Raw genomic sequence first — 22898 nt, forward strand, 5'->3', positions numbered from 1 at the left:
TTTGAGAACGAGCCAGGCTGGAACTGTGACACCCTTCGGACGTGTGATCTCTGTGCGCGGCTCGCAGGCCCGGGTTGGGCTGCTGGCGGGCGGCCAGATGCAACTTTCAGAGATGCGAGCGACCGTCGGCCGGTTCGTCAGTATCCGCTGCGCGAGCTCGGTCATCGTCGCCATGATCACCGAAGTGACGTGCGAGAACCTGCCGGCGTCCGACGAATACATGGCGACCGCCTCGGTCGACCTGCTGGGCGAGATCTTGGGCGGCGACCGCCCGAAATTCCAGCGCGGCGTCACCCACTATCCGACCATCGGCGACAGCACCGATCTGATCACGAACCAGGAGCTGCGCACGGTCTATGCGCCGAGCGGCTCGGACCAGATCAATGTCGGCACGCTGCAGCAGGATCGTTCTGTCATCGCCTATGTCGACGTCGAGGAGATGTTGTCCAAGCACTTCGCGGTGCTCGGCTCGACCGGCGTCGGCAAGTCGACCGGCGTGTCGCTGCTGCTCAACGAGATCCTGAAGTCGCGGCCGAACCTGCGCATCTTCCTGCTCGACGTGCACAACGAATACGGCCGCTGCTTCGGCGAGCGCGCCCAGGTGCTCAACCCGCGGAACCTGAAGCTGCCGTTCTGGCTGTTCAACTTCGAAGAGATCGTCGACGTGTTGTTCGGCGGCCGGCCCGGCGTGCCCGAGGAGCTCGACATTCTCGCCGAAGTGATCCCGATGGCGAAGGGCATCTACACCCAGTACCAGAACTCCGACCGGGTCGGTCTCGGGCTGAAGCGCATCGACCCCAAGCAGGTCGGCTACACCGTCGATACGCCGGTGCCCTATCGCCTTGTCGACCTGATCTCGCTGATCGACGAGCGCATGGGCAAGCTGGAGAACCGCTCCTCGCGCATCATCTATCACAAGCTGATCTCGCGCATCGACGCGGTGCGCAACGATCCGCGCTACGCCTTCATGTTCGACAATGCCAATGTCGGCGGCGATACCATGGCCGAGGTGATCAGCCATCTGTTCCGCCTGCCCGCCAACGGCAAGCCGATGACGATCATGCAGCTCGCCGGCTTCCCCGCCGCAGTCGTCGATTCCGTGGTGTCGGTGCTGTGCCGCATGGCGTTCGATTTCGGGCTGTGGAGCGACGGCGTCTCGCCGATGCTGTTCGTCTGCGAGGAAGCGCACCGCTACGCCTCGGCCGACCGCAATATCGGCTTCGGGCCGACCCGCAAGGCGGTGTCGCGCATCGCCAAGGAAGGCCGCAAATACGGCGTCTATCTCGGCCTGATCACCCAGCGTCCGGCCGAGCTCGACGCGACCATCATCTCTCAGTGCAACACGCTGTTCACGATGCGCCTCGCCAACGACCGCGACCAGGCGCTGCTGCGCTCCGCCGTCTCGGACGCCGCCGCCAACCTGCTGTCCTTCGTGCCCTCGCTCGGCACCCGCGAGGTGCTGGCGTTCGGCGAAGGCGTGGCGCTGCCGACCCGACTGCGTTTCAAGGAGGTGCCGCCGCACCAGTTGCCGCGCGGCGAGGCCACCATCGCCACGGTACCGTCGGTCACAGCCGGGCATGACATGCATTTCGTCAGCGCCGTGCTGGAGCGCTGGCGCGGCGCCACCTCGCATCGCGATAGCCCGAGCGGCGACGCCAACTTCAACTCTCCGGCGCCGGCGCGCACCATAGCGCCGGCCGAGACGCCGATGCTGCAGCCCTCGCTCGGCCTCGATCCGGACCGCTTCTCGCTGCTGAAGAAGCCGCTGCGTTAGCCGAATTCCGCCAAGGCGCCGATGCGCCTTGCGCCAGACCCGTCATCCACTATGGTCTCGCGTGACGCCGCATCCAGGCGGCACGCCGGAACCATCTCATGACGCAGCCGACCGCAAAACGCTTCCCGACGCCCGCTCTCGACAAGCTCCCCGAGGACATCCGCGCCCGCATCCTGGCGGTGCAGGAGAAGTCCGGCTTCGTGCCGAACGTCTTCCTCACCTTGGCCTATCGCCCCGACGAGTTTCGCGCCTTCTTCGCCTATCACGACGCGCTGATGGAGAAGGACTCCGGCCTCTCGAAGGCCGAGCGCGAGATGATCGTGGTGGCGACCAGCGCCGCCAACCAGTGCCAGTATTGCGTGGTCGCCCACGGCGCGATCCTGCGCATCCGCGCCAAGAATCCCGAGATCGCCGACCAGATCGCGGTCAACTACCGCAAGGCCGACATCGCGCCGCGGCAGCGCGCGATGCTCGACTTCGCCATGAAGGTGAGCCGCGCCGCCGAGGAAGTCTCGGAGGCGGACTTCGCCGCGCTTGCCGCCCAAGGCTTCAGCGACGACGACGTCTGGGACATCGCCGCGGTTGCGGCATTCTTCGCGCTGTCGAACCGGCTCGCCAACGTCACCGGCATGCGGCCGAACAGCGAGTTCTACATGCTCGGCCGGCAGCCGAAATAGAGGACGCCTTGGCGGACTGGAGCGAGATCGTCCTGCGTCTCGGCGCGGCCACCCTTGCCGGTTGCGCGATCGGGCTCGACCGTGACCTGCGCGGCAAGCCGATCGGCCTGAAGACGCTGGGTCTCGTCAGCCTCTCGACAGCCATGGTCGTGCTGCTGGCATTGCAGGCCGTCGAGCCCGGCAAGTTCACCGACGCGGTGAGCCGCGTGATCCAGGGCGTGCTGACCGGCATCGGATTCCTCGGCGCCGGCGTGATCGTGCGGCAGGGCGACCGCTTCCAGGTCCGCGGCCTGACCAGCGCCGCATGCGCTTTCTTCGCCGCTTGCGTCGGCATCGTCTGCGGCGCCGGACATTGGCCGATCGTCGTCACCGCCGTCGCGCTAGCGTTCCTGCTGTTAACCTTCGGCAAGCGGACCGAGCGGTGGCTGCACCACGCGCTCGGCGGCAGGGAGGATCAGCACAGGCCGGAGGCCGCGGCAGATCAGTCGTCGGATGCCGGCCCGCACCAGCCGGGCAAATAGACTGCGTCCTTGCTGCGGCCGAGCGCCAGTCCCTTCTCCAGCGCCTTGGCGAAATTATTCTCCACCGTCTTGCGCGGGATGTGGCGGCGCAGGAAATCGGCCCACAGGAATTCGCTGAACGGCGTCGTGTCCTTGGCAAAACCGCCCGCCCGGCGCATCTCGCCGGCGAGGCTGCGGAACGGATCGTCCCTCAAATCCTTGATCGATTTCGGAATGTCCTTGAAGTGGCGGCGCTCGCCCTTGGAATCGTAGGGATAGACCCAGCGCTTGTTGTCCATCACGCCCCAGAACACGTCACGCTCGACCATCGTGAGATCGCCGATCACCGTGACCAGGATGTCCTTGACGCCCTCGTCGTGCAGCGCCCGCGCCATGTGATGGTGATCGACCACGTAGTAGCGATCGTCGGGACCATGGACGACCGGGATCATGTGCTTGCCCAGCAGTTCGGCGCGCTTCTTGTCCGACTTGTGCTCGCGCCAGCGCTTCCGCTTCTCCGTCACCTCCTGCATGCCGACCGTCATCTGGGTCGGCCGCAGCGACAGGATCGGGACCGGTTTGACGTAAGGCTCGCGCGTGTGGGCCATGATTTATGCTCCCTTTTGACCGGCACTCCGGAACGGGTTCCACTATGTCATGAGCCCGCAGGCGGGTGAAAGAGTCCGGTGTGCCGGAATGGCTTCACGAAGCGGTGGGGGCCGATGGCCGGATGGTCCGCCCTCGGCTGTCGATGCTCCCGGGCTGTCAATGCCCGGGCGCGCAGCCTCAACCTCCGTGACGGCGTTGCAGCGCAAACTGTGCATGCGCGAAGGTCGAACGAGTATGTCGACATCGGCTTGGTCATCGCAATGCCGAGCATCCCGCGCTCCGCAGCAGCCGCCTCGACGGCAAGCCAGTTCCTGGAGGTGATCGACGCATGAATACCACCTCTGCGCGCACCAAGATTTTAGGTGTGAAGTGCAGCGAACATGCTAAACATAACCGGCGACGCGACCGGACTGACAACAGTGAAGACGCAGCGGCCAATCTCCTCGGATGCCGAGCACGTGGTGCTCAAATTCCGGCCGCGTACCTCGGCGCAGCCGCCCGGCAAGCGCGAGGAGCCGCACCGAACGACGCGCCCGGCTTCCGTTGCCAACGATCTCTCTCGCTATGAGAAGCCGCGCGAGGAGCCCGACGATTTCCGCCAGCGCATGCTCGCCAACATCGCCGCCTTCGCCTTCACGGTGGCGCTCACCGCGATCGGCATCTGGCTTGCCATGAGCATCGCCGATTTGCGCAAGACCCAGGATTGCGTGCTGATGGGCCGCCGGGATTGCGCGAAGATTACGGTGATGCCGCGCAGCTAGGCTGGCCGGAACCCTTGCCCAAAAACCGTCCTTGCGAGGCCGGCCAAGCTCCATTGAACTAACGGCCCTGCTCCGATATACGGGCACACGACTCCGGCACCAGCAATCGGGCATTCCGGGGCAAGGCGCCCGCCTCCTCTGAGCCGACCCGGAATTACCTTCAATATATCAAAGGTTTAATGATGTCATCCACATTCGAGCAGATCGCCAACATTATCGCGGAGACCTGCGACATCCCGCGCGACACGATCAAGCCGGAGAGCCACGCGATCGACGATCTGGGGATCGACAGCCTCGACTTCCTCGACATCGCCTTTGCCATCGACAAGGCCTTCGGGATCAAGATGCCGCTCGAAAAGTGGACCCAGGAGGTCAACGACGGCAAGGCCACGACGGAGCAGTATTTCGTGTTGAAGAATCTCGCCGACCGCATCGACGAGCTGGTTGCAGCCAAGAACGCGGGCACGGGCACGGGCTCGTAATCGCCCATCATGCAGCTCGAGATCTTTCAGCTGATTGATCGGATCGTCGACCTCAACCTCGACGCAAGGACCATTGTCGTCGAGGCGGATGTTCCGCCCGACAGCCATTCGGTGTTCGCGGGGCACTTCCCGGGCTACCCGATCATGCCCGGCGTACTGCTGACCGAAGCAATGGCCCAGAGCTCGGGCTGGCTGATCCTTGGTCTGACCAAGTTCGAGCGCATGCCCTTCCTCGCCATGGTCAAGGAAGCCAAGATGCGCGGCTTCGTCAGCCCCGGCTCGGTCCTGACCATCGAGGCCAAGATCGAGCACGAAGGTTCAGGCTTCGCCGTGACCTCGGCGAAGGTTCGCGTCGGCAAGGAGCTCAAGTGCAATGCCGAGCTGACCTTCCGTCACATCCCCTTCCCCAGCCCGGACTTGCGCGTGCACATGGATGCGATGGCCGCCAAGATCGGGTTTCCGCAGCAGGCAATGAGTAATGGCTGAGAAGGAAGTCTGGATCACCGGCGTAGGCCTGCTCTCCTCGCTTGGCGAGGGACTGGATGCGCATTGGGAGGCGCTCGGCGCCCGGCGCGTCAATGCCGACGAGAAGCGTCTCGCGCCATACGTGATCCATCCGATCGCTCCCGTCAGCTTCGACGCCCAGATCCCGAAGAAGGGCGATCAGCGTCAGATGGAAACCTGGCAGCGGATCGGCACTTATGCCGCCGGGCTGGCGCTCGATTCCGCCGGTGTCAAAGGCAATCAGGAAATCCTGTCGCGGATGGACATGATCATCGCAGCCGGCGGCGGCGAGCGTGACCTCACTGTCGACCTTGCGATCATGAACGCCGACGCACAGGGCAAGTTGCCGCCAGCCCTCCTCAACGAGAAGCTGATGAACGAGCTGCGCCCGACGCTGTTCCTGGCGCAGCTCTCCAACCTGCTCGCCGGCAACATCGCGATCGTTCACGGCGTGTGCGGGACCTCGCGCACCTTCATGGGCGAGGAAGCCTCAAGCATCGACGCGGCACGGATCGCGGTCGCGCGCATTGGAGCCGGCCAGAGTGACATCGCCTTGGTCGGCGCCGCTCATAACGGCGATCGCGGCGACCTCTTGATGCTCTATGCATTCGGCGATCTCGCCCTCAAGGACCAGCATAGCTCGGTCTGGGCCCGCAGGAACAACCCGGGCTTTGCCATCGGCTCCGCCGGCGCCTTCCTCGTGATGGAATCGCGCGAACATGCCGAGGCCCGCGGCGCAAAGCCGTACGCCAAGCTGACCAAGGTTGTCGCCGACCTTGCCCGACGCAAGGAGCCGGGCGCCGTGACGAAATCGCTGCAGGCGTTGTGGCCGCAACTCGGCGTCAGCGGCGACAACGGTATCCTGATCACGGGCGCGACCGGCGCCGAGCCTGCGACCGCCGAAGAGCGCGCATTCCTCAGCCAGCATGCCGGCTTTGCCGTCCGCGCCACCGGAACGACCTTTGGCCACACCATGGAGGCGCAGTTCCCGCTTGGGCTCGCGCTGGCCGCGCTGTCGATCTCGCGCGGCGCGCTCTATCCGGCCAACGACCCGACCGGGCTGGAGGTTGAAAAGACCGAAGCGCCAACCCAGATTGTCGTGTTGGGGGTCGGCCACTGGCAGGGCGAAGGCATGGCACTGGTCGAGGCCGTCAAGTAATTCGGCGCAAGCACCGACGGGGACACCATGACAGCACCACGCGATAAATTCGGCCGACCGATCGTCGTCGTGACCGGCATGGGAATCGTGACGTCGCTCGGCGGCGGCAAGACCGACAATTGGAAGCGCCTCACCGCGGGTGAGTCCGGCATCAAGACCGTCACACGCTTCCCGCTCGACAGTATGAAGACGACGATGGCCGGCGCCGTCGATTTCGTCACCGTCGACCCATTCTCCTCGACCAGCCTGTCGCAGCGTCTGGCGGAGATCGCGACCGAAGAAGCGCTCGAGCAAGCCGGCATCGGCAGCAAGGGCGACTTTCCCGGCCCGCTGTTTCTGGCAGTCGCCCCGATCGAGACCGAGTGGCCGCAGCGGCTCGAAGTCGCGCGCGAGGTTCCGACCAAGGACTTTGGAATCATCGAATACTTGGCGACCTGCAGTGGCGGGAAGTTCGCGCACTTTCACCGACGCTTCACCTTCGGCTCCGTCGCGCTCAACCTCGCCGAGACCTTCGGCACCAAAGGGTCGCCGATTTCGCTGTCGACGGCTTGCGCGTCCGGCGCAACCGCGATCCAGCTCGGCGTCGAGGCGATCCGCCGCGGCGAAACCGATGCAACGCTGTGCATCGCGACCGACGGCTCGGTCAATCCCGAAGCCATGGTGCGCTTCTCGCTGCTGTCGGCTCTCTCCACCCAGAACGACCCGCCGCAGGCCGCCTCAAAGCCGTTCTCGAAGAACCGCGACGGCTTCGTGATGGCGGAGGGCGCCGGCGCGCTGGTGCTCGAAAGCTACGACGCCGCGATGGCGCGCGGCGCGCGCATCCTCGGCGTCGTTGCCGGCTGCGGCGAGCTTACCGATTCCTTCCACCGCACCCGCTCGAGCCCGGACGGCAAGCCGGCGATCGGCTGCGTGCGCAAGACGCTCGCCGATGCTGGAATGGAGCCCGAGCAAATCGATCACATCAACGCGCACGGCACCTCGACGCCGGAAAACGACAAGATGGAGTATCTTGCGACGTCGGCCGTGTTTGGCGAACACACCAAAAACATTCCGGTGTCGTCGAACAAGTCGATGGTCGGCCACACCATCTCGGCCGCTGGTGCAGTCGAGGCGATCTTCTCGCTGCTCACGCTCGAGCATCAGCGGATTCCGCCGACGATCAACTACGAGGTGCCAGATCCCGCGATCCCGTTCGACGTGGTCGGCAACAAGGCGCGCGATGCTAAGGTGACCGCCGTGATGTCGAACTCGTTCGGGTTCGGCGGGCAGAACGCCTCACTGATCCTGACGCGCGAGCCGGCCTAGCGCCCTCGCCTCATCAGATGAAACGCCTGCTCCTTCGCACCAGGGCGCACCTGCGTGACGCCGCGAAGCCCGTGACCGACGCGGCGATCGGCGGGCTGACGATCGGCCTGCTGCGTACGACGCGCTACTTCGATCCCGAGAAGACCGCAAGATTCTTCGGCCGCGCCGCGCATTTCATCGGCCGCCGGCTGCGCGAGGATCGCATCGGCCGCGAGAACCTCAAGGCCGCCTTCCCGGAAAAGTCACCGGAGGAGATCGAGGAGATCCTGACGGGCGTCTGGCACAACCTCGGACGCATCGGCGCTGAATTCGCGCACATCGACCGCATCTGGGACCACGATCCCCAGAATCCCGACAAGCCGGGTCGTGTCGAATTCTCGGCGCGCAGCAAGCAGCTGTTCGACCAGTTGCGTGACGACGGCAAGCCGGCACTGTTCTTCGCCGCACATCTCGGCAACTGGGAGCTCTCTCCAATTGCCGCCGCAGCGCATGGGCTCGACGCCACCATCCTGTTTCGGCGGCCGAACATCGAAGCCGCCGACCGCGCCATCGAGCGCATCCGCGCAGTCAACCTGGGCACATTGGTCCCGGCCGGCCGCGACGCGCCGCTCAAGCTGGCGCAGGCGCTGAAGAACGGCCAGCACGTCGCGATGCTGGTCGATCAGTATTTGACCAACGGCGTTCCCGTCACCTTCTTCGGCCGCAAGACCACGGCGAATCCGCTGCTGGCGCGCCTGCGCCGGCAGATCGATTGCCCCATCCACGGCACGCGGATCATCCGCCTGCCCGACGGTCGCTTCCGCGGTGAGGTCACCGAGGAAGTCAAGCCGGTGTTCGACGCATCCGGCCAGATCGATATCCAGGGCACCATGCAGGCGATCACCGACATCGTCGAGGGCTGGGTCCGTGAGTATCCCGATCAATGGCTCTGGCTGCACCGGCGCTGGCGGTAGACGGAGACTGTCATTCGTCATTGCGAGCGAAGCGAAGCAATCCATCTCGCCACTTGCGGAGCCATGGATTGCTTCGTCGCTGACGCTCCTCGCAATAACGGCACGCTACTGCGACGAGTATGTCACTTCCCAGTCTTCACCCTCGTCCACAGGCGATTGATGATCCGCTGCGTCGCGGGATCGCGCGCCGTGATCACGAACAGCTTCTTCTGCATCGCCTCATCGGGATAGATGTTCTTGTCGTTGAAGATCTTCGGATCGATCAGCTTCTGGCTCGCCAGATTGCCGTTGGCGTAGGACAGGAAGTTCGAGTTCTTCGCCGCGATCTCGGGACGGTAGAGGTAGTTGATCAGCTCATAGGCCTCGGCGACGTTCTTCGCATCCGCGGGGATCGCGAGATTGTCGAAGAACATCTGCGCGCCCTCCTTCGGGATCGTGTAACCGATCTCGACGCCGGTGTTGGCTTCGTCCGCCCGGCTGCGCGCCTGCATGATGTCGCCCGACCATCCGACCACGAAGCAGATTTCGCCGGAGGCCAGCGCGCTGAGATATTCGGACGAGTGGAATTTGCGCACATAGGGGCGGATCTTGATGACGAGATCGGCGGCCTTCTCGAGGTCGGCCTGCTTGGTCGAGTTCGGATCGAGGCCGAGATAGCTCAGCGCCGCCGGCAGGATGTCGTCGGCGGAATCCAGCATGTGGATGCCGCAATCCTTGAATTTCGCGAGGTTCTCCGGCTTGAACACCATGTCCCAGCTGTCGATCTTCGCGTCGGGACCGAGAATCTTCTCCGCGATCTTGACGTTGTAGCCGATGCCGGTGGTGCCCCACATGTAGTTGGCGCCGTAGCTATTGCCGGGATCGTAAGTCGCAAGTTGGCTCGTCACCACGGGCCATGCATTGGCGAGGTTCGGCAGCTTCGACTTGTCGAGCTTGAGGAACACCTTCGCGGTGATCTGGCGCTGCAGGAAGTAGCCGGTCGGCACCACGACGTCGTAGCCCGACTTGCCGGCGAGCAGCCGCGTCTCCAGCGTCTCGTTGGCGTCGAACGTATCGTAGACCACCTTGATGCCGGTTTCCTTGGTGAAGTCCTCGAGGACTCCCGGCGCCATGTAGTTCGACCAGTTGTAGAAGTTGACCGTGCGCTCCTCGGCGTCGGCGGAAGCCGAGAGCAGCAGGACCGTCGCGACCGCGCCGACGAAGCTGACGAGACGACGGTTCTGCTCTCGCATTCTGGCCTACCTCTTGCGGCGGTGAACGGCGTCCGACAACCGCTCCAGCGCGGCGTCGAGCGTTGAGTCCTTCTTGGCGAAGCAAAAACGCACGACCGATGTCACCGCATCCTGCTCGTAGAACGCCGACACCGGGATCGCCGCAACCTTGTAGTCCTGCACGATCCGCCAGCAGAACTCCGCATCGGTCTCGTTGAGCCCGAGCGGCGACAGGTCCACGGTGAGGAAGTAGGTCCCCTGCGACTTCAGCACCGGAAAGCCGATGCTCTCCAACCCCTTGGTCAGGCGGTCGCGGCTCCGCGCCATGTCCTTGCGCATGTCGAGGAAATAGTCGTCGGGCTTGCCGAGGCCATATGCCACCGCCGCCTGCAGATTGGGCGCCGTCGTGAAGGTGAGGAACTGGTGCACCTTCGCAGCGACGCGCAGCAGCGGCGGCGCGGCGCAGACGAAGCCGATCTTCCATCCGGTCAGCGAGAAGATCTTGCCGGCGCTGCCGACCTTGATGGTGCGGTCGCGCATGCCCGGGATCGTGATCAGGGGGATGTGCTCGCGGCCGTCGAACACCACGTGTTCCCAGACCTCGTCGCAGATCGCGACCGCGTCGAATTCCTGGCAGAACCGCGCCAGCAGTTCGAGGTCCTCGCGCGGATAGACCACGGCCGCCGGATTGAGCGGATTGTTGAACAGCACCGCCTTGGTCTTGCGATTGAAGACGCTGCGCAGCATCTCCTCGCTCAGCCGCCACTCCGGCGGTTCGAGCCGCAGCAGCCGCGGAATGCCGCCGGCCTGGCGGATGATCGGCAGATAGGAATCATAGACCGGCTGGAAGCACACCACCTCGTCACCGGGCTCGACCACGGAGAGGATCGAGGCGGTCAGCGCCTCGGTGCCGCCCGAGGTGACCATCACCTCGGTCATCGGATCGAGCTTGAGTCCGTGCCAGTGGCCGTAATGCGATGCGATCGCCTGACGGAGTTCCGGGATGCCCATCATCGACGGATATTGATTGTAGCCGTTGATCGAGGCGTCCGCGGCGGCGCGGCGGATGTCCTCCGGACCGGGATCGTCGGGAAAGCCCTGGCCGAGATTGATGGCGTTGTTGTCGCGCGCGGCCTGCGACATCGCCTCGAAGATGGTGACAGGAAGGTCCGCGAAGACCTTGTTCATGGAGGTCATATCAGGGATCAGCCGCCGGTCTTGGTCGGCAGTCCCGCCGCCTTCCAGCCGATGATGCCGCCCGCCAGGTGCTTGTCATAGGGCAGGCCCGCGGCCTGGGCGGCCAGCGAAGCCGTCACCGAGCGCTTGCCGGAGCGGCAGGCGAACACCACCTGCTTGCCCTGCGGATCGGGAATCGCCGCCGGATCGAACGTCGACAGCGGCACTACGACGCCATCGGGATAGGCCTCGACGGCGACCTCGTTGGGCTCGCGGACGTCGACCAGCAGATAGCGGCCTTCCGCTATGCCCGTCGACACCTCGTCCGGAAACAAATCTTCCACCTTGTGGTCCGCCACGGAAATATCCTCCCGATATCAGCTTGGCGAGCGTCGCGCGGCCCGCCGTTCCGGGTCGCAAAGTCGCCTCTTGCGCAGAGAAAATCAAGCGTCCGAAACGGGTTAGATGACTCGCAGGATGTGACTGGCAGGACCGCTAGATCGTGACCTGCGTGCCGACCTCGACCACCCGCCCGGTCGGGATCTGGAAATAGTCGGTGGCGTCGTTCGAGGAGCGGCTCAGCGCGATGAACAGGTGGTCCTGCCAACTCGGCATGCCCGAATGCGCCGCCGGCTTCAGCGCACGGCGGGAGAGGAAGAACGAGGTCGACATGATGTCGAACTGCCAGCCGAGCTTGCGGGCGATCGCCAGCGTCTTCGGCACGTTCGGCTGTTCCATGAAGCCGAACTTCAGCGTCACCTTGGAGAAGGTCTCGCTCAGCTGTTCCATCCGCACCCGCTCGGACGGATCGATCCGCGGCGTCGGCGCGGTCTCGATGGTCAGGATGACGTTCTTCTCGTGCAGCACCTTGTAGTGCTTGAGGCTGTGCATCAGCGCGGTCGGCGCGCTGACGGGATCGCTGGTCAGGAACACCGCGGTGCCGGAGACCCGTTGCGGCGGCCGCTTCTCAAGCATCGCGACGAGATCGGCGAGCGGGAATTCCAGCTTGCGCGACTTCTCGAACAACAGCCGGCTGCCGCGCCGCCAAGTGTACATCACCACGATCATGGCGCCGCCAAGCGCGAGTGGCACCCAGCCGCCCTCGAACACCTTGAGCAGGTTGGCGGCCAGGAAGGTGATGTCGAGGAACAGGAAGGGCGCGACCAGCGCGGCGGCCGCGATCGGCGACCAGCGCCAGACCTTCCAGATCACGACAAAGCCCATCATCGCCGTCACCACCATGGTGCCGGTCACCGAGATGCCGTAAGCCGAGGCCAGTGCGCTCGACGAACGGAACATCAGCACCAGCACGATGACCGCGATGAACAGGAAGCGGTTGATGCGCGGCATATAGATCTGCCCGGAATGCGCTTCCGAGGTGTGGCGGATCTCGAACCGCGGCAACAGGCCGAGCTGGATCGCCTGCCGCGTCAGCGAATACGCACCGGTGATGACGGCCTGGCTCGCGATCACGGTCGCCATGGTCGCCAGCGCTACCATCGGGATCAGCGCCCAGTCCGGGAACATCAGGAAGAATGGGTTCTCGATGCCCTTGGGATTGCCGATCAGGAGCGCGCCCTGCCCCAGATAGTTCAGCGCCAGCGACGGCAGCACGATGAACAGCCACGCGGTCTGGATAGGGCGTTTGCCGAAATGGCCGAGGTCGGCATAGAGCGCCTCGGCGCCAGTCACCGCGAGGAAGACCGCACCGAGCGTGATGAAGCCGATCACGCCGTGATGCAGCATGAACGACACCGCGAGAATCGGATTGAGCGCGTATAGCACTTCGGGATGCCGCACGATCTGCGGCAGCGCCGCGACCGCGATCAGGGCGAACCACACGCACATCACCGGGCCGAAGAAGGCCGCGACGCGCGCGGTGCCGCGCGACTGCACCGCGAACAGGACGACAAGGATCACCACCGTGAGCGGCACGACATAGGGATCGAATGTCGAGGTGACGAGCTTGATGCCCTCGATTGCCGACAGCACCGAGAGCGCCGGCGTGATGACGGCGTCGCCATAGAACAGCGCGCCGCTGATGATGCCGAGCAGCACGATCGCGGCGCCGCCCTTGGTCGCCGCGCGCTGCGCCAGCGCCATCAGCGCCAGCGTGCCGCCCTCGCCATTGTTGTCCGCGCGCAGCAGGATCACGACGTATTTCAGCGTGACGACCACGATCAATGCCCAGAGGATCAGCGAGAGCACGCCGAGCACCGCATGCGCCGTCACCGCGCCCTCGCCGCCGGCGGCCGCAACGACGGCCTCGCGCAAGGCGTAAAGCGGGCTGGTGCCGATGTCGCCATAGACGACACCGATGCTGCCGAGCATCAGGGCCTTGAAGGTGGCGGTTGAATGCGCCTCACCATTGCCGTTTGCCGCCGGCGTTTCCGCCGCGGTGATCGCACTCTCGGATGACATGGGGAAGCTGTGCCTCTGTCTTCTGCCGCACCGCACAATGCCGGGTCGCAGCGCTATACTCCCGGCAGGAATGCATAGGTTAGCCCGGATTCAGGCCTCCGCCATGCACATCACGCATGGGTAACGGCCGATCAATGTCAGAATCCTGCGCCCGGTCAGATAGTTACCTGGGTACCCACTTCAACCACCCGGCCGGTCGGGATCTGGAAATAGTCGGTGGCATCATTGGCGGACCGGCTCATCGCGATGAACAGGTGGTCCTGCCATTGCGGCATGCCGGACTGGGCCGACGGCTTCAGCGAGCGGCGCGACACGAAGAACGAGGTCGACATGATGTCGAACTGCCAGCCGAGCTTGCGCGCGACCGCCAGCGCCTTGGGCACGTTCGGCGATTCCATGTAGCCGAAGCGCAGCCGCACCGCGGTGAACTTGTCGCTCACCTTCTCCATGTTGACGCGCTCGGATAGATCGACGCGCGGCGTCGGTGCGGTCTCGATGGTCAGGATCACGTTGTGCTCGTGCAGCACCTTGTTGTGCTTGAGATTGTGCAGCAACGCGGTCGGCACGAAGCTCGGATCGCTGGTCAGGAACACCGCGGTGCCCTTGACGATATGCGGCGGCCGCTTCTCCAGACTATGGATCAGGTCGCGCAGCGGCACCTCGATGCGTCGGGTCTTGGCGACCAGGATGGCGGCGCCGCGGCGCCAGGTCCAGATCATCGTCGCCATGACGACGCCGAACAGCAGCGGCACCCACGCGCCCTCGAACAGCTTCAGGAGATTGGCGCTGAAGAAGGTCATGTCGACGATCACGAACGGCAGGATCAATGCCGCCGCCGACGCCACGCGCCAGTTCCACAGCTTCCAGATCACGATGAAGCCCATGATGCCGTCGGCGACCATGGTGGTGGAGACAGCGATGCCATAGGCCGACGCCAGCCCGCTCGAGGTGCGGAATAGCAGCACCAGCAGCAGCACGCCGATCAGCAGCAGCCGGTTGACGCGCGGCAGATAGATCTGGCCGGCATGGGTCTCCGAGGTGTAGCGGACCTCGAAGCGCGGCAAGAGCCCGAGCTGCACCGCCTGGCTGATCAGCGAATAGGCGCCGGTGATGACCGCCTGGCTCGCGATCACTGTCGCGGCGGTGGCGAGCCCGACCAGGGGCAGCAGCAGCACGTCGGGCACCATGCGGTAGAACGAGTTCTCGATCGCGCTGGGATCGGACAGCACCAGCGCGCCCTGCCCGAAATAGTTCAGCAGCAGCGACGGCAGCACGAAGAACAACCAGCCGGACTGGATCGGCTTGCGGCCGAAATGCCCGAGATCGGCATACAGCGCCTCGCCGCCGGTCACCGCGAGGAACACCGCGCCCAGCGTCACCAGGCCGATGGTGCCGTGGGTCAGCATGAACTGGAGCGCGTAATAGGGATTGATCGCCGCCAGCACCGACGGGTCGTCCATGATGTGAACGAGCCCCATCACCGCCAGCGAGGCGAACCACACCACCATCACCGGACCGAAGGCGGAAGCGACGCGCGCGGTGCCAGAACTCTGCACAGAGAACAGCACGACCAGGATCAGGATCGTCAGCGGCACCACATAGTGCTCGAGATGCGGGGTGGCGAGCTTGAGGCCTTCGACCGCCGACAGCACCGAGATCGCCGGCGTGATCATGGAATCGCCGATGAACATCGAGGCGCCGACCACGCCGAGCGCGAGCAGCGGCCAGCTGCGCCGACCGATCGCGCGCTGGCCGAGCGCCATCAGCGAGAGCGTGCCGCCCTCGCCATTGTTGTCGGCGCGCAGCAGCAACAGCACGTATTTCGCGGTGACGACGGTGAACAGCGCCCACAGGATCAGGCTGAGCACGCCCAGCACCATGATGCGGGTGACCGGCTGGCCGTGCGCGGCGCCGCCGACCGCCTCACGGAATGCGTAGAGCGGCGAAGTTCCGATATCGCCGAACACCACCCCGATGCTGCCGAGTGTCAGGGCCCAGAAGCTGGAGGTCGGTTGTCCTTCCTGAGCTTCGGTAGATGAGACGCTGACAGCCATGGCGAGGTTGGAACGCCCGATCGGTTGATTTGATCCGCGCGGCTATCGACGCTTCCGCATCGCGTGTCAACCGCGCACCAGTGGTAGTTGACGGTAGTATGGTAACCCGGAGCTACGGCTTCAGATCCGGCGGCAGCGGCGGATTTTCCCGCATCAACGTGATGGTCACGCGACGGTTGGCCGGCAGCGTCGGGTCGTCGGGAAACAGCGGCTGGCCGTCGGCCTTGCCTGAAACCGCGAAAATATGCGACGGCGGTAGCCCTTCCCGCTCCAGGATCTGCCGCACCGCGTTGGCGCGGTCCGCGGACAGGTCGAAGCCGTCATAATCACTGCGCGCCGGCACGAAGCCTGCGGCCGTATGCCCCACGATCGCAACCCGCAGCGGCGTCGCCTTCAGCGGCGCAGCCAGCTTCTGGATCAGCCGGCGGGTGCGGTCGTATGGCTCCCTGGAGCCGTCGGCGAACATCGAGCGGCCGTCCTGGTCGACGATCTCGAGGTTGAGTCCCTCCTTGGTCTCCTCGAACATGATGTTCTTGGAGATCTCGGTCAGCTCCGGCATGTCCTGCAGCGCCTGGCGAAGCGAGGCCGAGGCGAGCGCGAATTCGCGGTCGATCTTCAGCCGCGCGCCGTTGATCTGGCTGCGCTCCTTCTCGTCCGGCGTCGGATTGGCCGAGGAGTCCTCCGGCGAGATGTGTTCGACGTTCTTCAGCTTCGGCCGGGTCGGCAGGCCGTCGGATTCGACGATGCCGGAATAGCGCACATTGGTCTGCACGCCGAAGGCATCGCGCATCGAGCCGGCGACGATCTTCAGCTTGTTGTTGTCCATGGTGGAAAACGCGACGAGCATCACGAAGAAGCTCATCATCAGGCCCATCAGGTCGGCGAAGGTCACGAACCAGCCGTGACCTCCGGTATGGGCGTCGCCGCGCTTTTTCTTGGCCATCGCTGCGTTTCCCGAAAGCGCCGTCCGGTCAGGCCGGAACCGGCTCGCCTTCCTCCTGGCGATGCTTCTCCGGCAGATAGGCCAGCAGCATCTCGCGCACCAGCGCCGGGCTCTTGGAGTCGCGGATCATCAGGATGCCGTCGATGATCAGCGTGCGGTTGGTCTCCTCGTCGAGCAGCTTGCCGTGCAGCTTGTCGGCGATCGGCAGGCAGAACAAATTGGCGACCAGCGCGCCGTACAGCGTCGCGAGCAGTGCGGTCGCCATGAACGGGCCGAGCTTGGAGGGGTCGGTCATGTTGGCGAACATCTGCACCATGCCGATCAGCGTGCCGATCATGCCGAACGCCGGCGCGCAGTCGCCGATCGCGCGATAGATCTTGCTGCCCTCGTCGAGGTGCATCAGGAAGTTGTCGCGGTCGCGCTCCATGTTGTCGCGGATGAATTCGAGGTCGTAACCGTCGGCGACGTAACGGATGCCCTTGGCGAGGAACGGCTCGTCGGTCTCGACCTTTTCCAGGCCGACCGGCCCCTGCTTGCGGGCGATCTCGGCGATGCGGGCGAGCTCGTCGACGAGGTCGCGGGCCGACAGCCGGCTCATGGTGAAGGCGAATTTGGCGCCGAGCGGCAGCCCGTGCAGCATCACGCCCAGCGGGAAGCGGATCATCGTCGCCGCGATCGAACCGCCAAAAATGATGATCATGGCGTGTTCGGAGATGAACATGTGCAGGTCGCCGCCCATGAACATCATCACCGCGATGACGATGATGCCAGCCAACAGCCCGGCGCCAGTCATGATATCCATAGGAGACTCCAACGCGTACGCAACCTGCCCGTCCTGGACGGCGCGCAGCCCAAGGCGGGCCGCATGGAAAACCCTAACGTTAACGCCATTAAGGACGCGTTACCGAATTTGGTAGGGATAACAACGGGTAAACGCCGGTCCTTTCGCGATGTCGTTGAAGATGCTGGCTTTCCGCATGCGAGCCTGCCGTCGCATGCGCAAATCCCCTCCCCGTAGAACAACGGACATGGGATAGCTTTGCCGGAAGCGTATTCGCGCGAACTGGCTACCGGCTCGCGTGAAGAAGACGCGTCAACACAAGAATCCGGGGCCCCGTTCCGATTCAATCGGAGCGGAAAAGGGTCTCGAGGAAACCAACCAATGAGCAGGACAGGATGAAGGCCGTCGTCGTCGAGCAATACGCGCCCATCGATCAGATCGGGCTGAGGGAGATCGCCACCCCCGAACCCGGCCCCGGACAGATCCGAGTCCAGGTCCACGCCGCGAGCATCGGCTTCGTCGATGGGCTGAAGGTCGAGGGCCGCTACCAAACCAAGGATGCCCTGCCCTTTACGCCGGGCGCGGAATTCGCCGGCGTGGTCGATGCGGTCGCAGGCGGCGTCGTCGGCATCGCGCCGGGCATGCGGGTGATGGGCGCGGCGCGCTCGGGCGCGCTGGCCGAGCACATCGTGGTGCCGCCCGACGCCGTCGAGATCATGCCCGACGGACTGTCGATGGAGGCCGCCGCGGCCTTTCGCACCAATTACCTCACCGCGCTCTATGCGCTCGGCGAGCGCGGCTCGCTCAAGGCCGGCGAGCAGTTGCTGGTGCTCGGCGCCGCCGGCGGCACCGGCATCGCCGCCATTCAAGTCGGCAAGCTGCTCGGCGCGCGCGTCGTCGCCGCGGCCTCGACGGAGGAGAAGCGCAACTTCGCCGCAAGCTTCGGTGCCGACGCTGTCGTCGACTACACGAAGCCCGACTGGCGCGACGCGCTGAAGGACGCGACCGGCGGCCACGGCGCCGACGTGATCTTCGATCCGGTCGGCGGCGAGGTCTCGCTGCAGGCGTTCCGCTCGATCGCCTGGAACGGCCGCCATGTCGTGGTCGGCTTCGCGGCCGGCAGCATTCCCGCATTGCCGTTCAATCTGCCGCTCCTGAAAGGCGGCCTCCTGATCGGCGTCGATGCCGCCCAGATCGCGCGGCGCGAGCCCGAGGCGCAGGCGCGCGTGATGACGCAATTGTCGGCATGGCTGAACGATGGCCGACTGACGCCTGTTGTCGGTAAGGTGTTCGCATTCGACGATTTTCGCGCGGCCTTCACCACCATGCAGACCCGCGCGGCGCTCGGCAAGATGGTGGTGCGGATCGGGTCGTGAGAGAGGCAGCGCTATCGCCTCATCCTCGCTGTCGTCCCTGCGAAAGCGGGGACCCATACGCCGCGGCGGATGTTGTGAACAGAGCTGGTCATTCCAGCGAAGCACACCAATCAGCACTTGTGGTTATGGGTCCCTGCTTTTCGCAGGGACGACACTGAATGTCGCAAGCCAAGCTTGCCCTGAGGGTCAGAAAAATACGCGACCGTCGCCAAGGTTCGCGAAAACTATCACAGGTTATTGTTGCGCGGTTCTGTGCCGCCTTAGCGTTGCGGAGTACGGCATTCGGGGACGAAAAATGCAGGACATGCTGACGCATCTCGAAAAGCTTCGCCGTGACGCGGCGGAATGTGCGTTGATCCGAGACTTGGCGACTGACATGCGCAAGCGCGAGTTGTTCAGCAAACTCGCCGAACATCTCACGGCCCTTGCCGCCGAGGTGGAGGAAACCATCAACGCAGCCCGCAAGGAGGACCAAGTCATCTAGCGAGGCCTACGTCGTGCGTTCGAAAGTATCGACACTTGTCGTGACGGCTCGCCATCAGTTCACCGGCTTCAGGGCCGCCGCTTCGCCCTCGCGGACCGCGACCAGCGCCTTGTCCGACATGGCAATTTGCCGGATGGAACCAACGTCGCAACGGCGCATTGTCATTTCACCCATCGGTTGACAGGTAATATGCCGCCAGTATCGGTAGACGTGCCGATGCTGTAGCATTGCTGGTTCGCCGAGGAGCCTATTCGCCGCAATGTGTTGTATTTCAGGATTCTTTGTCTTGGCACTTTTTGCACATCGAGCATCGAGCACCACGTCGCGATCGCGCGGGCGGATTACCACCAAAGAGGCGCGATGAAGACCGACAAGGCCATCTGGTACGTCTCGTTCGCCATGCGAAATCCTGACGCCGGGCATCACCGCTTCGCGCGCCAGACCCGTACCTTCACGACCGAGCAGGACGCCAAGGCGTTTGCGCGCACCCTGCTCGTTCAGACGCAGGACGTCAGCGCCGGAACGATCAATCCGCACATACCGAGACGCGTGATCGCACCGGCCGCGATCACGGCCTGGGCCGGCGACAGCTGAGACTTCGCCGCCGTTCCTTCCTACAGGAAGCGCGAGGGCGCAAACGGGGCGAGCGGAATCTCCGGCGCCTTGCCGCTCAGGAGTTGCGCGACCAGCCGGCCGGTGCGGGCCGATCCGACCAGGCCGACATGGCCGTGGCCGAAGGCGTAAACCACGTCGCGCGTGGCACGGGCATAACCGATGCAGGGGCGCCCGTCCGGCATGCTTGGCCGATGGCCGAACCAGGTCTTGATCCGCGATGGCGGAATATCCCTCGGCAGCTTCGGGAACATGCTGAAGAGGTGCTCGCGCAGGATTTCGGCGCGCTTCCAGTTCGGCGCGGCGTCAAGCCCCGCGATCTCCACCGTGCCGGCGGCGCGCAGGCCCTTGTCGGTCCAGTTGACGACCATCTTGGCATCGGAGGCCATCATCGAATTGCGCGGGCCGGATTCCGGATTCTCGATCATGACGTGATAGCCGCGCTCGGTCTCCAGCGGCAGCGGATCGCCGATCGAGGCGGTCAATTGCCTGGAGCGCGCGCCCGCGGCGACAACCGCGGCGTCGCAGGCGATCTCGCCGCTCTCGGTGATCACAGCGACAAGCCTGTCACCGGCAAGCCTGAGGCCCGTGGCCTTGGCGGCGACGCGCTCGGCGCCATTCGCGATGGCGTGCGCGGCGAGCGCTCCGACATAGGCACCGGGATCGCGGCAGCGTCCCGCCTCCTCCACCACGACGCCGAATTTGTAGCGCGGATGCAGATCGGGCTCGCGCTGGCGCATCTCGTCTTCATCAAGCTCCAGCCATTCGATGCCGACACGCTTGCGGATGCGCCAGCCGAGATCGCGGTCGAACGGCGCGCGTGAGGGAAACACGTGCATCACCCCGCGCCGCTCGATCAATTCGCCCACGCCGGCTTCCTCGGCGAGCTGCCGGTGCAGCAGCGGTGCATCCTTCAGGAGATCGCGCATCGCCCGCGCGGTGGCCTCGACCTGCGCCTCGGTCCGGCTCGACAGCAGATACTTGACCAGCCACGGCAGGGCCTTCGGCAGATAGGACCAGCGGATAGCCAGCGGCCCGAGCGGATCCATCAGATAGCCCGGCACCTTCTTCCAGGTGCCCGGCTCGGCCGGCGGGATCACCGAATGCGACGACAGCCAGCCGGCGTTGCCGTAGCTCGCCGCCTGGGTCCCGCCGGGCTCACCCGGATCGATCAAGGTTACGCTGTGGCCCGCACGCAGCGCCTCGATGGCGCTGATGACGCCGACCGCGCCGGCCCCAATGATCGCGACGTGACGGGACTCTTGTTTGGGCATGATCTCCTCGGAAAACCGCTTCGCACTTTTCCGGATCATGCCCTAGCGCGTGGCCTGCGACACAAAATCCTTGCCGACCGACAGCGCGCGCTGATCGACCAGGCAGTGCAGGATCGCCGGCTTGCCGGAGGCCAGCGCGCGCTCGAACGCGGGCGCGAAGTCTTCGGTGCGCTCGACCCGCTCGCCATGGCCGCCGAACGCCTTGGCATAAAGCGCGAAGTCCGGGTTCTTGAGCTGGGTGCCGACGACGCGGCCCGGATAATCGCGCTCCTGATGCATGCGGATGGTGCCGTATTGCGCGTTGTCGATGACGACGACGATCAGCGGCGCGTCATACTGCACGGCGGTGGCGAACTCCTGCCCGTTCATCAGGAAGCAGCCGTCGCCGGCGAACGCCACGACGACGCGGTCCGGATGATGCCGCTTGGCCATCACAGCCGCCGGCACGCCGTAGCCCATCGAGCCCGAGGTCGGCGCGAGCTGCGCGGCGAAAGCGTGGAAGCGATGGTGGCGGTGAATCCAGCCGGCATAATTGCCGGCGCCGTTGCAGACGATGGCATCCTTCGGCAGGCGATCGCGCAGCCAGGTCACGACCTCGCCATACTGGAAGCTGCCCGGCAGCTCGCGCGGCTTGTCGGTCCAGGCGAGGTAATCCGCGTGCGCCTTGGCCGCCTCGCCCTTCCAGGCCGGCGCGGCCGCCGGCTTCATGGTCTCGACCGCGGCGGCAAAGGCCGCAGGCGTCGCCTGGATCGCCAGCGCCGGCTGGTAGACACGGCCGAGCTCCTCGGCGCCGGGATGGACATGGATCAGTTTCTGGCTCGGCACCGGAATGTCGAGCAGCGTGTAGGACGAGGACGGCATCTCCGACATGCGGCCGCCGATCAACAGAATGACGTCGGCGCCGGTGATGCGATCCCTGAGCTTCGGGCTCGGGCCGATGCCAAGATCGCCAGCATAATGCGAATGGTCGGCGTCGAACAGCGAGGCGCGGCGGAACGAGGTGGTAACCGGCAGGTCGAAGCGCTCGGCGAAGCGCGCGATGCCCTTGGCGGCCTCCGCGGTCCAGGCCGAGCCGCCGAGCACCACGATCGGCGCCTTGGCGCCGGCGAGCATGCTGCCGAGGCGCTCGAGATCGGCCGGCGCCGGCCAGGTCGCCGCAGGCTCGACCTTCGGCGCGTCGGCGACCGAGGCGGTTTCAGTCAGCATATTCTCCGGCAGCGAGATCACCACCGGACCGGGCCGGCCCTGCAGCGCGACGCGGAAGGCACGCGCGACCAGTTCCGGAATGCGATCCGGACGATCGATCTCGACCGCCCATTTCGCCATCGTGCCGAACACCGCCTTGTAGTCGAGTTCCTGGAACGCCTCGCGCTCGCGCATGCCGGTGTCGACCTGGCCGACGAACAGGATCATCGGGGTGGAGTCCTGCATCGCGATGTGCACGCCATGGGCGGCATTGGTCGAGCCCGGACCGCGGGTGACGAAGCAGATGCCCGGACGTCCCGTCAGCTTGCCATAGGCCTCCGCCATCATCGCGGCCCCGCCCTCGGCGCGGCAGATCACGACGTCGATCGGGCTATCGTGCAAAGCGTCGAGCGCCGCCAGATAGCTCTCGCCCGGCACACAGGTGACGCGCTCCACCCCTTGCGCGACCAGCTGGTCGATCAGGATCTGGCCTCCGGTGCGGGCATTGCTTTTGGTCATGAGGGCTCCCTGCAAGTACTGGCGCGCGTTTGAGCTTCGCGCGGATCGTGGTCCCACGGGGTATGATAGACGGAAATGGGGTGCAAGGCCGAAGCTGCGTCTCGCGGCCGCAGCGGCGTCAAGCCATGCGGTAGGCAA

At 65.1% G+C, this 22898-nt stretch carries 23 protein-coding genes; 12 read left to right on the plus strand and 11 right to left on the minus strand.

All coding sequences use genetic code 11. From position 1 onward, the window contains the following. Positions 1-25 precede the first annotated feature (25 nt). From QA635_RS25590 to QA635_RS25600, 3 genes are all read left to right on the plus strand, one after another. Positions 26-1774, plus strand: coding sequence for an ATP-binding protein (locus tag QA635_RS25590; protein WP_283062048.1), 1749 nt, complete (start codon positions 26-28; stop codon positions 1772-1774). Positions 1775-1872: 98 nt separating this feature from the next. Further along, positions 1873-2451, plus strand: coding sequence for a peroxidase-related enzyme (locus QA635_RS25595; RefSeq protein ID WP_283062050.1), 579 nt, complete (start codon positions 1873-1875; stop codon positions 2449-2451). An 8-nt stretch (positions 2452-2459) separates the two neighbouring features. Next, a complete protein-coding gene (locus tag QA635_RS25600; protein WP_225160662.1) occupies positions 2460-2972 on the plus strand; it encodes an MgtC/SapB family protein in 513 nt (170 codons plus the stop codon). Here QA635_RS25600 and QA635_RS25605 read toward each other — a convergent pair. Beyond that, the gene (locus QA635_RS25605; protein WP_057019711.1) at positions 2933-3559 is read right to left on the minus strand and encodes a ParB-like protein; all 627 of its coding nucleotides are present in this window, start codon (positions 3557-3559) and stop codon (positions 2933-2935) included. The genes QA635_RS25600 and QA635_RS25605 overlap by 40 nt on opposite strands. A 420-nt stretch (positions 3560-3979) precedes the next feature. Here QA635_RS25605 and QA635_RS25610 point away from each other — a divergent pair, with 420 nt between their 5' ends. The 6 genes from QA635_RS25610 to QA635_RS25635 all read left to right on the plus strand — a co-directional run bounded on the left by QA635_RS25610 (position 3980) and on the right by QA635_RS25635 (position 8724). Continuing rightward, positions 3980-4321: a hypothetical protein gene (locus QA635_RS25610; RefSeq protein ID WP_057019710.1), complete on the plus strand. Its 342-nt coding sequence runs from the start codon at positions 3980-3982 to the stop codon at positions 4319-4321. A 182-nt stretch (positions 4322-4503) separates the two neighbouring features. After that, positions 4504-4803 (plus strand): acyl carrier protein, encoded by a 300-nt coding sequence (locus QA635_RS25615; RefSeq protein WP_024582229.1) that lies wholly within the window; start codon positions 4504-4506, stop codon positions 4801-4803. 9 nt (positions 4804-4812) lie between these two features. Next, positions 4813-5289, plus strand: a complete 477-nt coding sequence (locus QA635_RS25620) for a 3-hydroxyacyl-ACP dehydratase FabZ family protein (protein ID WP_057019709.1) — start codon at positions 4813-4815, stop codon at positions 5287-5289. Next, positions 5282-6466, plus strand: a complete 1185-nt coding sequence (locus tag QA635_RS25625; RefSeq protein ID WP_283062054.1) for a beta-ketoacyl-ACP synthase — start codon at positions 5282-5284, stop codon at positions 6464-6466. Before QA635_RS25620 ends, QA635_RS25625 begins: the two co-directional genes overlap by 8 nt. 27 nt (positions 6467-6493) lie before the next feature. Further along, the gene (locus QA635_RS25630) at positions 6494-7771 is read left to right on the plus strand and encodes a beta-ketoacyl-ACP synthase (RefSeq protein WP_253609154.1); all 1278 of its coding nucleotides are present in this window, start codon (positions 6494-6496) and stop codon (positions 7769-7771) included. Positions 7772-7788: 17 nt separating this feature from the next. Further along, a complete protein-coding gene (locus QA635_RS25635; RefSeq protein WP_092085559.1) occupies positions 7789-8724 on the plus strand; it encodes a lipid A biosynthesis lauroyl acyltransferase in 936 nt (311 codons plus the stop codon). Between the two features lie 122 nt (positions 8725-8846). Here QA635_RS25635 and QA635_RS25640 read toward each other — a convergent pair whose 3' ends face one another. From QA635_RS25640 to QA635_RS25670, 7 genes are all read right to left on the minus strand, one after another. Then, positions 8847-9956, minus strand: coding sequence for a polyamine ABC transporter substrate-binding protein (locus QA635_RS25640; RefSeq protein ID WP_283062060.1), 1110 nt, complete (start codon positions 9954-9956; stop codon positions 8847-8849). A 6-nt stretch (positions 9957-9962) separates the two neighbouring features. After that, entirely contained in the window at positions 9963-11132 is a 1170-nt protein-coding gene (locus QA635_RS25645) for an aminotransferase (protein WP_283062062.1), read from the minus strand. Positions 11133-11140: 8 nt separating this feature from the next. Beyond that, a complete protein-coding gene (locus QA635_RS25650; RefSeq protein ID WP_283062064.1) occupies positions 11141-11470 on the minus strand; it encodes a rhodanese-like domain-containing protein in 330 nt (109 codons plus the stop codon). 136 nt (positions 11471-11606) lie between these two features. Beyond that, a complete protein-coding gene (locus QA635_RS25655) occupies positions 11607-13532 on the minus strand; it encodes a potassium transporter Kup (protein ID WP_028334288.1) in 1926 nt (641 codons plus the stop codon). Positions 13533-13687: 155 nt separating this feature from the next. Beyond that, positions 13688-15586, minus strand: coding sequence for a potassium transporter Kup (locus tag QA635_RS25660; RefSeq protein ID WP_038376908.1), 1899 nt, complete (start codon positions 15584-15586; stop codon positions 13688-13690). 112 nt (positions 15587-15698) lie between these two features. After that, positions 15699-16529, minus strand: a complete 831-nt coding sequence (locus tag QA635_RS25665) for an OmpA/MotB family protein (RefSeq protein WP_016848417.1) — start codon at positions 16527-16529, stop codon at positions 15699-15701. Positions 16530-16557: 28 nt separating this feature from the next. Then, positions 16558-17331: a motility protein A gene (locus QA635_RS25670; RefSeq protein ID WP_016848416.1), complete on the minus strand. Its 774-nt coding sequence runs from the start codon at positions 17329-17331 to the stop codon at positions 16558-16560. Positions 17332-17705: 374 nt separating this feature from the next. On the opposite strand from QA635_RS25670, the gene QA635_RS25675 reads away from it, so the two are divergent. Continuing rightward, complete coding sequence (locus tag QA635_RS25675; protein ID WP_092085567.1) at positions 17706-18686, plus strand: NADPH:quinone oxidoreductase family protein; 981 nt, start codon at positions 17706-17708, stop codon at positions 18684-18686. A gap of 295 nt (positions 18687-18981) precedes the next feature. Next, positions 18982-19170, plus strand: coding sequence for a hypothetical protein (locus tag QA635_RS25680; protein ID WP_016848414.1), 189 nt, complete (start codon positions 18982-18984; stop codon positions 19168-19170). A gap of 54 nt (positions 19171-19224) precedes the next feature. Here QA635_RS25680 and QA635_RS25685 read toward each other — a convergent pair whose 3' ends face one another. Then, the gene (locus QA635_RS25685) at positions 19225-19491 is read right to left on the minus strand and encodes a hypothetical protein (protein ID WP_283062071.1); all 267 of its coding nucleotides are present in this window, start codon (positions 19489-19491) and stop codon (positions 19225-19227) included. 39 nt (positions 19492-19530) lie between these two features. Between QA635_RS25685 and QA635_RS25690 the strand changes: the two genes are divergently transcribed. After that, a complete protein-coding gene (locus tag QA635_RS25690; protein ID WP_028334283.1) occupies positions 19531-19764 on the plus strand; it encodes a hypothetical protein in 234 nt (77 codons plus the stop codon). A 20-nt stretch (positions 19765-19784) separates the two neighbouring features. Here the strand turns inward: QA635_RS25690 and QA635_RS25695 are convergent, their stop codons facing one another. Together QA635_RS25695 and QA635_RS25700 are read right to left on the minus strand one after the other, a co-directional pair. Beyond that, positions 19785-21056, minus strand: a complete 1272-nt coding sequence (locus QA635_RS25695) for an NAD(P)/FAD-dependent oxidoreductase (RefSeq protein WP_283062074.1) — start codon at positions 21054-21056, stop codon at positions 19785-19787. A 42-nt stretch (positions 21057-21098) separates the two neighbouring features. Then, on the minus strand, positions 21099-22760 hold the full coding sequence (locus QA635_RS25700; RefSeq protein WP_283062076.1) for a thiamine pyrophosphate-binding protein: 1662 nt from the start codon (positions 22758-22760) through the stop codon (positions 21099-21101). Positions 22761-22898: the final 138 nt, after the last annotated feature.

This window comes from Bradyrhizobium brasilense, from assembly GCF_029714345.1.
GTDB classification, from domain to species: Bacteria; Pseudomonadota; Alphaproteobacteria; order Rhizobiales; family Xanthobacteraceae; genus Bradyrhizobium; species Bradyrhizobium australafricanum.

Excerpts from the sequence above, each read along its gene's own strand:
- QA635_RS25595 (WP_283062050.1), top strand. The coding sequence starts at position 1,873 with ATGACGCAGCCGACCGCAAAACGCTTCCCGACGCCCGCTCTCGACAAG.
- QA635_RS25605 (WP_057019711.1), bottom strand. The coding sequence starts at position 3,559 with ATGGCCCACACGCGCGAGCCTTACGTCAAACCGGTCCCGATCCTGTCG.
- QA635_RS25615 (WP_024582229.1), top strand. The coding sequence starts at position 4,504 with ATGTCATCCACATTCGAGCAGATCGCCAACATTATCGCGGAGACCTGC.
- QA635_RS25620 (WP_057019709.1), top strand. The coding sequence starts at position 4,813 with ATGCAGCTCGAGATCTTTCAGCTGATTGATCGGATCGTCGACCTCAAC.
- QA635_RS25625 (WP_283062054.1), top strand. The coding sequence starts at position 5,282 with ATGGCTGAGAAGGAAGTCTGGATCACCGGCGTAGGCCTGCTCTCCTCG.
- QA635_RS25630 (WP_253609154.1), top strand. The coding sequence starts at position 6,494 with ATGACAGCACCACGCGATAAATTCGGCCGACCGATCGTCGTCGTGACC.
- QA635_RS25635 (WP_092085559.1), top strand. The coding sequence starts at position 7,789 with ATGAAACGCCTGCTCCTTCGCACCAGGGCGCACCTGCGTGACGCCGCG.
- QA635_RS25640 (WP_283062060.1), bottom strand. The coding sequence starts at position 9,956 with ATGCGAGAGCAGAACCGTCGTCTCGTCAGCTTCGTCGGCGCGGTCGCG.
- QA635_RS25645 (WP_283062062.1), bottom strand. The coding sequence starts at position 11,132 with ATGACCTCCATGAACAAGGTCTTCGCGGACCTTCCTGTCACCATCTTC.
- QA635_RS25655 (WP_028334288.1), bottom strand. The coding sequence starts at position 13,532 with ATGTCATCCGAGAGTGCGATCACCGCGGCGGAAACGCCGGCGGCAAAC.
- QA635_RS25660 (WP_038376908.1), bottom strand. The coding sequence starts at position 15,586 with ATGGCTGTCAGCGTCTCATCTACCGAAGCTCAGGAAGGACAACCGACC.
- QA635_RS25665 (WP_016848417.1), bottom strand. The coding sequence starts at position 16,529 with ATGGCCAAGAAAAAGCGCGGCGACGCCCATACCGGAGGTCACGGCTGG.
- QA635_RS25670 (WP_016848416.1), bottom strand. The coding sequence starts at position 17,331 with ATGGATATCATGACTGGCGCCGGGCTGTTGGCTGGCATCATCGTCATC.
- QA635_RS25675 (WP_092085567.1), top strand. The coding sequence starts at position 17,706 with ATGAAGGCCGTCGTCGTCGAGCAATACGCGCCCATCGATCAGATCGGG.
- QA635_RS25680 (WP_016848414.1), top strand. The coding sequence starts at position 18,982 with ATGCAGGACATGCTGACGCATCTCGAAAAGCTTCGCCGTGACGCGGCG.
- QA635_RS25690 (WP_028334283.1), top strand. The coding sequence starts at position 19,531 with ATGAAGACCGACAAGGCCATCTGGTACGTCTCGTTCGCCATGCGAAAT.
- QA635_RS25695 (WP_283062074.1), bottom strand. The coding sequence starts at position 21,056 with ATGCCCAAACAAGAGTCCCGTCACGTCGCGATCATTGGGGCCGGCGCG.
- QA635_RS25700 (WP_283062076.1), bottom strand. The coding sequence starts at position 22,760 with ATGACCAAAAGCAATGCCCGCACCGGAGGCCAGATCCTGATCGACCAG.